The 11644-nt window shown below is 72.7% G+C and carries 12 protein-coding genes; 11 read left to right on the top strand and 1 reads right to left on the bottom strand.

Going from position 1 to position 11644, the window contains the following annotated elements:
- The 6 genes from GUY60_RS25610 to GUY60_RS25635 all read left to right on the top strand — a co-directional run.
- On the top strand, window positions 1-943 hold a 943-nt coding region (locus GUY60_RS25610), incomplete at its 5' end, for an alpha/beta hydrolase (protein ID WP_161701845.1).
- 52 nt (window positions 944-995) lie between these two features.
- A complete protein-coding gene (locus GUY60_RS25615) occupies window positions 996-2162 on the top strand; it encodes an acyltransferase family protein (RefSeq protein ID WP_161701859.1) in 1167 nt (388 codons plus the stop codon).
- A gap of 1 nt (window position 2163) precedes the next feature.
- On the top strand, window positions 2164-3441 hold the full coding sequence (locus tag GUY60_RS25620) for a sensor histidine kinase (protein ID WP_312866419.1): 1278 nt from the start codon (window positions 2164-2166) through the stop codon (window positions 3439-3441).
- Between the two features lie 15 nt (window positions 3442-3456).
- Window positions 3457-4119 carry a response regulator gene (locus GUY60_RS25625; protein ID WP_161701848.1) on the top strand — a complete coding sequence of 221 codons (663 nt, stop codon included), beginning with the start codon at window positions 3457-3459 and terminating at the stop codon, window positions 4117-4119.
- A gap of 29 nt (window positions 4120-4148) precedes the next feature.
- Window positions 4149-4589, top strand: coding sequence for a hypothetical protein (locus GUY60_RS25630; protein ID WP_161701850.1), 441 nt, complete (start codon window positions 4149-4151; stop codon window positions 4587-4589).
- A 42-nt stretch (window positions 4590-4631) separates the two neighbouring features.
- Entirely contained in the window at window positions 4632-5102 is a 471-nt protein-coding gene (locus GUY60_RS25635; protein ID WP_161701852.1) for a hypothetical protein, read from the top strand.
- 11 nt (window positions 5103-5113) lie between these two features.
- On the opposite strand, the gene GUY60_RS25640 is transcribed toward GUY60_RS25635, so the two are convergent.
- The gene (locus GUY60_RS25640) at window positions 5114-6634 is read right to left on the bottom strand and encodes an aromatic amino acid ammonia-lyase (protein WP_161701863.1); all 1521 of its coding nucleotides are present in this window, start codon (window positions 6632-6634) and stop codon (window positions 5114-5116) included.
- Window positions 6635-6785: 151 nt separating this feature from the next.
- On the opposite strand from GUY60_RS25640, the gene GUY60_RS25645 reads away from it, so the two are divergent.
- From GUY60_RS25645 to GUY60_RS25665, 5 genes are all read left to right on the top strand, one after another.
- A complete protein-coding gene (locus tag GUY60_RS25645) occupies window positions 6786-7940 on the top strand; it encodes an ABC transporter ATP-binding protein (RefSeq protein WP_161701853.1) in 1155 nt (384 codons plus the stop codon).
- A complete protein-coding gene (locus GUY60_RS25650) occupies window positions 7937-8578 on the top strand; it encodes an ABC transporter permease (RefSeq protein ID WP_161701855.1) in 642 nt (213 codons plus the stop codon). The genes GUY60_RS25645 and GUY60_RS25650 overlap by 4 nt, the downstream gene beginning before the upstream one ends.
- 1 nt (window position 8579) lies before the next feature.
- Entirely contained in the window at window positions 8580-9251 is a 672-nt protein-coding gene (locus GUY60_RS25655; RefSeq protein WP_161701857.1) for an ABC transporter permease, read from the top strand.
- Window positions 9252-9271: 20 nt separating this feature from the next.
- Window positions 9272-10213, top strand: coding sequence for an ABC transporter substrate-binding protein (locus GUY60_RS25660; protein ID WP_161701865.1), 942 nt, complete (start codon window positions 9272-9274; stop codon window positions 10211-10213).
- 130 nt (window positions 10214-10343) lie between these two features.
- The gene (locus GUY60_RS25665) at window positions 10344-11561 is read left to right on the top strand and encodes a cytochrome P450 (protein ID WP_246235655.1); all 1218 of its coding nucleotides are present in this window, start codon (window positions 10344-10346) and stop codon (window positions 11559-11561) included.
- Window positions 11562-11644: the final 83 nt, after the last annotated feature.

Below are 11644 nucleotides of genomic sequence, written 5' to 3' on the forward strand. Positions count from 1 at the left end.
GTGGTGGCGGGCGGGGCTCGCCGCGCTTGTCGCCGGATCGGTCGTGGTGCCGCTCTCCGGCGCCGTACGGCCCGGTGTCCCGGCGCCGCCGCCCGCCCGCGTCGCCGATGACGTCCCGCTCGCCGCCCGGTACGCCGCGCACCGCGCGAACGCCGCCGAGGCCGCACGTACCGCCGAGGCCGCCGGAGCCGGGCGGCGCGCGGCCGCGCTGCGCGAACTGGCCGCGCCCGGCCGGGACTTCCTGGAGTTCGACGCGCACGGCGCCGGTACCACCGCCGAGGTGCTCGGTGACCCGCGCACCGCCACCCGCGTGGCGGTCCTGGTGCCGGGCTCCGACACGGGCATCGACACGTACGCCCGCTTCCTGCGCGGCGCGCGCGCCCTGCGCGAGCGGGCACCGGCCGATCTCGCGGTGATCGCCTGGCTCGGCTACCCGACACCCGGCACGGTCAGCACGGACGCGCTCACGCCCGACCTCGCCCGCACCGGCGCGGCCGAACTCCGCGCGTTCCTCGGCCGGTTGACCACATACGGCTTCGCCGCCCGCACCCCCGTGGCGCTGCTCTGCCACTCCTACGGTTCCGTGGTGTGCGCCCAGGCGGCGCACGGCCTTGGTCCCCGTGGCGGGCCCCGGGTCACGGACATCGCCCTGTACGGCAGCCCCGGCACCGGCTTCGACCGGGCCGCCGAGCTGCGCACCCGCGCGCGGGTCTGGGCGGGGCGCGGCGCGCGGGACTGGATCGCCGAGGTGCCGCACGTACGGGCCGAACTCCCCGGTACCACCGTCGGGTTCGGCGCCGACCCGGTGACCGCCGCCTTCGGTGCCCGCCGCTTCGACGCGGGCGACGGCGGCCACAGCGACTACCTGGAGCCCGGCTCCGCCGCGCTCGACAACCTGGCCCGCATCGCGTGCGGGCGGACCCCGGAGGTGCCCCGTGTCTGACCGACTCGTCCGCCGCGTCGCCGCCGCCACACCCGCCGGCCGGGACCGTGGCATGGACGCGCTGCGCGCCGCCGCGATCCTCGGGGTGGTGCTCGGCCACTGGCTGGTCACCGCCCTGGTCAGCGAGGGCGGCGCGCTGCACGCGGAGAGCCCGCTCGCGTACCGGCCGTGGCTCACCCCGCTCTCCTGGATGTTCCAGACCCTCGCGGTGTTCTTCCTGGTGGGCGGGTACGTGGCGGCGCGTGGCCTCGGGACCGGCTCCCTCGGGACCGGCTCCCTCGGGACCGGCTCCCTCGGGACCGGCTCCCTCGGCGCCGGCGCCGGGCGGCCGTACGGGCCGTGGCTGCGGGCCCGGCTCGTACGGCTTTTCCGGCCGGTCGGCGCGGTGCTCGCGCTGTGGGCGGTGGCGACGGTGGGGCTGCTCGCGAGCGGTACGGACCTGGGCACGGTTCGTACGCTCCTGAAGCTGGTGCTCTCACCGCTCTGGTTCCTCCTCGTCCTCGCCGCACTCACCGCCCTGACCCCGCTGGTGGCACGGCTGCACCCGCTGTGGCCGCTCGCCGTCGTCGTCCATGTCGACCTGGTGCGGTTCGGCTTCGACGGGCCCGAATGGCTGGGCTGGATCAACGTCCTTGCGGGCTGGCTGGTGCCGTACTGCCTGGGCGCGGCCTGGGCCCGTGGGCGGCTCGGCACGGGGCGGCGCGCGGGGGTGGTGCTGCTCGTCGGCGGGGTTGTGGCGACGGTGCTGCTCGTCGCCCGGTGCGGCTACCCGGCGTCGATGGTGGGCGTGCCCGGCGCGGCCGTGTCCAACCTCAACCCGCCCACCCTGGCCGTCGTCACGTTCGGGCTCGCCCAGTGCGGTCTCGCGCTGCTGCTGCACGGTCCGCTCGGCCGGGCGATGCGCCGCCCGGTGCTGTGGGCGGGCGTCGCCCTGGCCAACCTGTCGGCCCTCACGGTGTTCCTCTGGCACCAGACGGCGCTGCTCGCCGTCACCGCCGTCGGGCTGCTCGGCGGCACCGCCCTGCCCGGCCTGCACACGGTCCCGGACGGGCCCGGCTGGGTGCTCGCCCGGCTCGCCTGGTTCCCGCTGTTCGGGCTTGCCCTGGCGGTCTGCTGGGCGGCGTTCCACGGTTTCGAACGCGGCCGCGGCAGCCGCGGCACGACCACGGTGGTACGGGTGCACCGGCCCACCCGCGTACAGGCGAAGGGGCGTGTCTAGGGTGACCGCTGTGACGATGGCCGAGCCGGTGGTGCGGTACGCGCGGCGGGGGCTGCGGGCCCTGCGCCAGGACCTGTGGACGCTCACGCCCGACCCGCTGCTCGCGCCCCGACGGCCGCGCTGGGTACGGGCGTTGCTGTACATACCCTTCGTGTACGCGGCCGCCGCCCTGGGCGCGGCCGCCATCGACGGCCTGTCCAGCTCCTTCGACATGACGTCCACCGGGGCCCGGCTGCTCCAGGCGCTCGTGCTGCTGCAGGCCGCGGCGCTCGTCCTGGTGGTGTCCCGGCCGGTCGCCGCGTGGTGGCTGGTCACCGGTGCGGCGTTCGCCCAGGCCCTCGCGGTGCAGCGGGTGCGGGACGACATGTTCTGGCCGTGGCCGGTGTGGAGCCTCGTCCTCGAGGTGCTCGTCCTGATCCTGGTGGCGCTGCGGTCCCGCCCCCGCGCGATCCTCACGATGCTGACGCTCACCGTCGGCCTCACGGTGCTCCTGCCCTACCTGCGCACCCCGCCGGGCGCCGAACGGGCGGGGGACGCGATGTCGGTCGTCGTGTTCGTGCTTGCCGTGTTCTTCAGCGCGCCGCTGCGGGGGCTGCGCCAGGCCCGTACCCAACTCGTCGCGCAGGCCACGCTCACCGCCGAGGAGCGGGCCCGGCGCACGCTCCTGGAGGAGCGCAGCCGCATCGCCCGCGAGCTGCACGATGTGGTGGCCCACCACATGTCGGTCATCTCCATTCAGGCGCAGGTCGCCCCGCACCTGGTGGAGAACCCCTCGGACGAGCTGAAGGAGAACCTCGCCGGGATCAGGAACAACGCGGTGGAGGCCCTGACGGAACTCCGCCGCGTCCTCGGCGTACTGCGCTCGGAGACCGCCGAGGAGCCGCCGGACGCGCCCCAGCCGACCCTGGACCGCCTGGACGGCCTCCTGGACAACGCCCGAGCGGCAGGCCTGACAGTCAAGGCCCAACTCCCGGACGCGGACCGCCCGTTGCCGCCGGGGGTGGAGCTCTCCGCGTTCCGTATCGTGCAGGAGGCGCTGAGCAACGCGATGCGGCACGCGCCGGGTTCGGAGGTCGATGTGACCCTCGTACGCACCGGGCACGGTCTGCGCGTACGCGTCCTGAACAGCGCCCCGGCCCGGCCCGTGGCACCCTCACCGGGTGCCGGTCTCGGGCTGCTCGGGATGCGGGAGCGGGCCGCGATGCTGGGCGGGGAGCTGGCCGTGGGCCCGACGCCGACGGGTGGGTACGAAGTGACGGCGCTGCTGCCACTGAACTGAGGGGGAGGGACTTCCATGCCGATCCGGGTGCTGATCGCGGACGACCAGATGATGGTCCGGCAGGGCTTCACGGTGCTGCTGAACGCGGAGCCGGACATCGAGGTGGTCGGCCAGGCCGTCGACGGCGTCGACGCGGTCGCGAAGGTCGCGGAACTCGCCCCGGACGTCGTGCTCATGGACATCCGCATGCCGGAGCTGAGCGGCATCGAGGCGACCCGCCGCGTCGTCGCGTCCGGCGCGCCCGTGAAGGTCCTGGTCCTCACCACCTTCGACCTCGACGAGTACGTGTACGAGGCGCTGCGCGCGGGTGCCTCCGGCTTCCTCCTGAAGGACGCGTCGGCGGACCAACTCGCCGAGGCGGTACGGGTGGTGGCGGCCGGCGACGCGCTCCTCGCCCCCGGCATCACCCGCCGCCTGATCACCGAGTTCGCCCGCCTAGGCGCCCCCCGCGCCCCGACGAAGGGCCGCCTGGCGGGCCTCACGGAACGCGAGACGGAGGTCCTCGCCCTGATCGCCCAGGGCCTGTCCAACGCGGAGATCGCGGCCCAACTGGTCGTGGCGGAACAGACGGTGAAGACACATGTGGGCCGCATCCTGGTGAAACTCGCCCTCCGCGACCGGACACAGGCTGCGGTGTTCGCGTACGAGTCGGGGTTGGTGCGGCCGGTGGGGTATTAGGTTTCTGGGGACCGGGGGGAGTGGTTGCGGTGCGTCGCAAGGTGCTGATCGCGTTTCTCGCGCTGTGTGTGGTGTGGATCGTGGGCGTGGTTGTCTGGGTCGCGGTGCGGCTGCTCACGCCGCCACCGCCTGACCCTTGGGAGGACGAGGAGCGCAAGGCCGGGATGCATCACGAGCAGCATCACGAGTCGGAGCGGTACTACATCCCGGACTCCTACCGGACCGAGAAGGACGGCAGTGTCGTGCTCCGGTACAAGCTCCTGGGCAGCATCGATTCGGGTGTGGGCGACTTCCGCCGGACGTACGACCTCGACGACCGGCCGAAGAAGACCGGTCCGACCGAGGAGACGTACACCGACCGCGTCGGCGGGATGCGGCGCACGATCACGTTCGTGTACCCCTCGTCGTTCGACCCGGACGACGTCGACGAGGCGGCGGCCAGGGTCACGGTGCGGGCCGTCCCTGAATAGGGCGACGGGCTTCGGGTGGTGAGAAGAGGGGCGAGTGCGCACATGAAACGGGTGAGGTGGGGCGCTCTCACATGGCAGCGGAAGGCGCTGATCGTCTTCCTCGCGCTCTGCATGGTGTGGATCGTGGGCGTGGCGGCCTGGGTCGGCGTGCGTCTGGTCGTCGGGTCGCCGCCCGAGCCCGGGGAGGACGAGGAGCGCATGGCCGGGCTGCATCACGAGCAGCACGACCGGTACGGGCGCTTCTACGTTCCGACCCACTTCAAGGCCTCGAAGGCCGGCGCGGTCGTTCTCCGGTACAAGGTCAGCGGGATCGATGACTCGTTCGTGCGTGACTTCCTCCGGACGTACGACATCACCGCCGAGCCGAAACGGACCGGGCCTGCCGAGATGACGTACAGCGACCGCTTTGGTGACATGCGGCGGACGTTCACGGTCGTCTACGAGGAACCGGTCGACGAGTACTCCGAGTTCGAGACTGCCGCCCGCATCTCGGTCCGGGCCGTTCCCGACTAGCTGCCCCGCCCCTACAACTCCGCGAACGCGTCGAGCAGTTGGGCAGCCGCCGTCACGTCGTCCGTCAGTGGGCGGTCCGTGAAAGTGTCCGCGAGGGTGCTGTCCGCGAGGGCGAAGGCCCGGCCGACCGGGAGGTCCGGGTCGACGGGGCGGCCGCGCATGCGCAACGCCCTTACGGCTGAGACCAGTTCGCACCCCACGACCAGGCGGTACGGCTCGGCGGTGCGCAGCGTCTGGCGGGCGGCGAGGGAAGCGAAGCTGGCCTGTTCCTCGACGCCGCGGGAGAGCACCGCGTGCCCGAGCGAGGCGGGCGCGGAGAAGGCGCGCAGGTCACCGAGGGCGGCCCCGGCGGCGTACTCCAGGATCATCGTGCCGGACGAGGCCGCCTCACCGTCGGCGAGGAAGGGCCGCAGGCCGGTGTACGCGGGTTCGTTGAGGGCGGCGAGCCGGGAGGTGGAGAGCCGCGCCGTCTGCACCAGTGCCAGCCTGAAGTGGTCCAGGTCCAGGGCGAGTTGGGCCAGGTAGAAGCCGCCGTGGTGGTAGGCCGCGCGGTTGGCGGCCGAGATCAGCGGGTTCTCGGCGGCGGCGTTGATCTCCACCCGGAGGGTGCGTTCGAGGGCGTCGGCGGCATCCTGCGCGGGCCCGTGCACCTGCGGCAGGACGCGGAAGCCGTACGGGTCCTGGATCCGGTCGGCCGGTGGCGCGGGCCGGTCGGGCGCGCCGAGGAGACGGCGGCTGCGCTCGGCGACGGCGTACGTGCCGGGGTGCGGGCGGGCCGCGTGCACCGGCTCCGCGTACGCCTCGTAGGAGCCGTCGACGGCGAGCAGCGAGAGGGCGCCGACGACCTGGGTGGCGGCGATCAGGCGCCGCAGCTCGTCGAGGGCGAGCGCCGACTGGCCGAGGGTGAGGGCGTTGCTGCTGATCAGGGCGAGGGCGTCGTTGTTCTCCAGGGCGATCGGGGCGGGCGGGGTGCCGCCCTCCCAGCGGTGCTCACCGGCGAGGGCCAGGCCGACCTGGGAGAGCGCGGCGATGTCGCCGGTGCCGACCGAGCCGAACTCGTTCACCACCGGATGCGCGCCCGCGTCGAGCGCCGCGCACAGGGCGGTGACGACGGCGGGGCGCAGGCCCGCGCCGCCCGCGAGGAGCTGGTTGGCGCGCACGGCGAGCATGGCGCGGACCTCGCGCGCGGGCAGCGGGGCGCCGATCGCGCCGGCGTGCGAGCGCAGCAGCCGCAGCCCGTGCTCGGCGGCCGCCTCGGTCGGCACGTTCTCGTTCCGGTTGGCGCCGACGCCGGTGGAGCGGCCGTACACCCGGCCCGATGCGGCGAGCCGCAGGGCGGCGTGCCAGGATTCCTCGGCGCGCCGCATCGCCGCGGCGTCGGGCACGGGCCGTGCGGTGCCGTCGGCGAGGCGTACGACATCGGCGGCCGGGAGGGTCTGGCCGTCGAGGACGACATCGAGGACGGCACCGGTGTCGATATCGCGGACGGCGGCACCGTCGGGTCCCTCCGGTCCGCCCGGTCCTTCCGGCATGTGAGACGGCAGCACGCGCGAATCCTCCGTTTCGGGGCGAAGCGTCTTGACCGGCGAACGTTCGTAACCGGTGTTTCACGCCGGGCCATTGACAATTTATTCAGCCACCAAGACTCTGCATGAACATATGCAGCCGGGCAAGGGGCCAGTGATGATCCAATTCCAGGCAGTCCACAAGCAGTTCCCGAACGGCACGACAGCGGTGCACGATCTCTCCCTCGATCTGCCCGAGGGTGGAGTCACGGTCCTGGTCGGATCCTCCGGATGCGGCAAGACCACCACCCTCCGCATGATCAACCGCATGGTCGAGCCCACCTCGGGCACCATCCGCGTCGCCGGCAAGGACGTCACCGAGCAGGATGCCGCCGAGCTGCGCCGCTCCATCGGCTACGTCATCCAGCAGGCGGGCCTCTTCCCGCACCGCACCGTCCTCGACAACATCGCGACGGTGCCGCTGCTGCTCGGCTGGGGCCGCCGCAAGGCGCGGGCGCGGGCCGCCGAACTGCTCGACACCGTCGGCCTCACCGCCGACGCGGGCAAGCGCTACCCGCACCAGCTCTCCGGCGGCCAGCAGCAGCGCGTCGGTGTGGCCCGCGCGCTCGCCGCCGACCCGCCGGTGCTGCTCATGGACGAGCCGTTCGGCGCCGTCGACCCGGTGGTCCGCACCCAGCTGCAGGATGAACTCCTGCGCCTGCAACAGGAGTTGGGCAAGACCATCGTCTTCGTCACGCACGACATCGACGAGGCCGTACGCCTGGGGGACCGGATCGCCGTGTTCCGTACCGGCGGCCACCTCGTGCAGTGCGCCCCGCCCGAGGAACTCCTCGCCCGCCCCGCCGACGCCTTCGTCGCGGACTTCCTGGGCGCGGAGCGCGGCCTCAAGCTGCTCTCGCTGACCGGCATAGCCGCGCTCCCGCAGGGCGCCGCGCCGGACGGCGGCCGCTGGGAGCTGCTGCGCGACCCGGCGGGCAAGCCGCTGGCCTGGCGCGACACCGACACGGACACCGAGACCCCGGTGCGCCCGCTCAAGGGCACCGACTCGCTGCTCTCCGCGCTCAACGAGTCGGTGGCGTCCCCGACCGGCCTCATCGCGCGCGTGGACGAGGACGGCGTCCTCACCGGCGTCACCGACCGCGACACGATCCACGACCACGCGAACCGCCTGCACGTCACGGCCTCCCGCGACACCCTCGCGGCCGATGACGCCGACACCCTCGCGGCCGATGACGCCGACGCCCCGGCGGCCGCCGTCGCCGTGGAAGCCGTGGAAGCCGTGGAAGCCACCAAGGGGGGCGGCCCCGCATGACCATCGACTGGACCTGGATCGCGGACCACTCCGCCGACCTCACCGCCCTGAGCCTCTCGCACCTCCAAGCGGCCCTCTCCGCTGTGCTGTTCGGCCTGCTGATCTCGCTGCCGCTGGCCGTCGTCGCGCACCGCGTCCGGGCCCTGCGCGGACTGCTGCTCGGGCTCTCCAACGTGCTGTTCACGATCCCGTCGATCGCGGTGTTCGTGCTGCTCCTGCCGGTCTCCGGCCTGACGCGCACCACCACGGTCATCGGCCTGACCGTCTACACGCTCGTGGTGCTGCTGCGGAACACCGTCGAGGGCCTCGACTCCGTGCCGGTGAAGACCAAGGAGGCCGCCACGGCGATGGGCACCCGGCCGCTGCGCGTGCTGCTCACCGTCGAGCTGCCGCTCGCCCTGCCGGTGATCATGGCGGGCGTACGGATCGCGACCGTCATGGCGATCTCGCTCGTCTCGGTCGCCACCTACATCGGCGACGGCGGCCTGGGCCAACTCTTCACGGACGGCTTCCAGCGCAACTACCCCACCCCGGTCATCACCGGCGTCGCCCTGACCCTGCTCCTCGCGCTGATCGCGGACGCGCTCCTGGTCGCCCTGCAGCACGTACTCACCCCCTGGACCAGGAAGAGGGCCTGACATGTACGAACTCCTCGTGGACCTCGGCGGCTGGCTGACCGGCCCCGAGCAGTGGTCCGGCAGCGACGGCATCGGCGTACGCCTCCTGGAACACCTCCAGTACTCAGCTCTCGCCACGGTCGTCGCGGCCGCCATCGCACTGCCCATCGGACTCCTCATCGGGCACACCGGGCGCGGCGCCTTCCTCGCCATCAACCTCTCCAGCTTCGGCCGCGCCCTGCCCACGGTCGGCCTGGTCGTCCTGGTCTTCCTCGCCAGCGGCCTTTCCATGACGCCGGTGTACGTGGCGCTCGTCGCCCTCGCCGTACCGGCCATCGTCACCAACACGTACGCCGGTATGGCCGCCGTCGACCGCGACGTGAAGGACGCGGCGCGCGGCCAGGGCATGCGCTGGCACCAGGTCCTGTTCCAGGTCGAACTGCCGCTCGCGCTGCCGCTGATCATGACCGGCCTCCGCCTCGCCCTGATCCAGGTCGTGGCCACCGCCACCATCGCCGCGTACGTCTCCTTCGGCGGTCTCGGCCGCTACGTCTTCGACGGGCTCGCCCAGCGCGACCTGGTCCAGGTGCTCGGCGGTGCTGTCCTCGTGGCCGTGCTCGCCGTCGCTCTCGACCTGCTGCTCGCCGGAGCACAGCGGCTCCTCTTCCGCCACCGCGCCCCCGCCACCGCCTAAGGACCCCACACATGACCCACATGAACCGGCGTACCCTGCTCGGCGGCCTGCTCGCCACCGCCTCCGTCCCCGCCCTGGCCGCGTGCGGCGGCGGCATCACCTCGCTCGAAGGCGAGGGCAACTCCCTCGCGGGCGGCGGCTCCAGCAAGGACGGCGTGACCATCGGCACGGCCAACTTCACCGAGAACCAGATACTCGGGTACCTGTACGCGGCCGTACTCGAAGCCGCCGGGGTGAAGGCGACCGTCCGCCCCGGCCTCGGCACCCGCGAGATCCTCATCCCCGCGCTCAAGGGCGGCGACATCGACCTGCTGCCCGAGTACCAGGGCGCACTCCTGCACTACCTCGACCCGAAGGCCACGGTCACCGAGGAGGGCGAGATGCAGAACGCCCTCGCCGTGGCCCTGCCCAAGGGCCTGCAGATCCTCCCGTACGGCATGGCCGAGGACTCCGACGCGTTCGCCGTCACGCGTGAGACCGCGAAGCGGTACAAGCTGCGCTCCCTCGCCGACCTGGCGAAGCACAACGGCAAGCTGGTGATCGGCGCGGCCCCCGAGGTCAAGAAGCGCACCGTCGGTGCGGTCGGTCTGAAGGACGTGTACGGAGTCGAGTTCGAGGAGTTCAAGTCCCTCGACTCCTCGGGCCCGTTGGTGAAGGGCGCCCTGCGCAAGGGGGACGTCGACGTCGCGAACCTCTTCACCACCGACACCGACATCAAGGCCGAGGGCTGGGTCGTCCTCGCCGACCCCAAGAACCTCGTACCCGGCCAGCACGTCGTCCCCCTCATCGCCGACCGCAAGGCCGACTCCACGGTCCGCCGCGCCCTGGCGAAGCTGGGCGCGGCCCTCACGACGGAACAGCTCACCGAGCTCAACCGGCAGGTGGACAAGGACAAGAAGGACCCCGAGGACGTGGCCCGCACGTGGGCGGAGCAGCACGGCCTGGCGAAGCGGTCCTCGTAGGGACGGGCTCGGGCGACGGGAGCACACCGTCAACTCGACGACCATGTCCAGGAGTTGACCGCAGGCGCCGGGGGGATGTACGACACATGCCCGGCCCTGCGGTCAGCCGCTCCGTCGAAAGTGGGTACCTATGCGCAGCGGCATGGACGAGCAGCAACTCCTGACCGGCGCCGACCCGGCGAACCCGTACCCCGCGTACGCGAAGCTCAGGTCGCAGGGCCGCGCCCTCTGGTACGAGCCGTCGAACCAGTGGCTCATCCCGCACCACCGGGACGTCACCGCGCTGCTGCGGGACCGCCGCCTCGGGCGGACGTATCTGCACAGGTTCACGCACGAGGAGTTCGGGCGGGACGCGCCGCCCGCCGCGCACGAGCCGTTCCATGTGCTGAACGACAACGGCCTGCTGGACCTGGAGGCGCCCCGCCACACCCGTATCCGCAGACTCGTCTCGAAGGCGTTCACGCCGGGGCGGGTACGGGAACTGCAGCCGTACGTCGAGGAGTTGGCGGGCGAGCTCGTGGCCGGGCTCGTCGCCGACGGCGGCGGGGACCTCGTGTCCCGCCTCGCCGAGCCGCTGCCGGTCGCCGTGATCGCGCAGATGCTCGGCATCCCGGAGCCGGACCGGCACCTGCTGCGGCCCTGGTCGGCGGCGATCTGCGGGATGTACGAGCTGAACCCGTCGGAGGAGACCGCGCGGGCGGCGGTCGAGGCGTCGCGCGAATTCACGGAGTACCTGCGGGAGTTGATCACTCGGCGCCGCAAGAACCTCGGGGACGACCTGATCTCCGGGCTGATCGCCGTGCACGACGAGGACGGCGGCCGGCTCACCGAGCAGGAGATGATCTCCACGGCGGTACTGCTGCTCAACGCGGGCCACGAGGCCACGGTGAACTCGACGGGCAACGGCTGGCGGGCCCTGTTCCGGCACCCGGACCAGCTCGCGGCGCTGCGAGCCGGCGACGTACCGCTGTCCACAGCTGTGGAGGAACTGCTGCGGTACGACTCGCCGCTGCACCTCTTCGAGCGGTGGGTCCTGGAGGACATCGAGGTGGGCGGGGTACGGATCCCGCGCGGCGCGGAGGTGGCGCTGCTGTTCGGCTCGGCCAACCGGGACTCGGAGGCGTTCACGGCCCCGGACCGCCTGGACCTGACCCGTACGGACAACCCGCACGTCAGCCTGGGCGGCGGCATCCACTACTGCCTGGGCGCACCCCTGGCCCGCCTCGAACTCACCGCGTCCTACGGCCAGTTGCTCCGCCAGGCCCCCAACCTCCGCCTCACCGCCGAGCCGCGCTGGAAGGACGGCCTGGTGATCCGGGGGCTGCGGGAGCTGGTCGTCGAGGTGTGAGGGGGCGTGCACCTCTGGTGTGCGCTTCTGGCGTACGCTTCTGGTGTGCGCTCATTACATGGGCTGCCTCCCACCCCCGCCCC

Source organism: Streptomyces boluensis, assembly GCF_009908195.1.
GTDB lineage: Bacteria > Actinomycetota > Actinomycetes > Streptomycetales > Streptomycetaceae > Streptomyces > Streptomyces boluensis.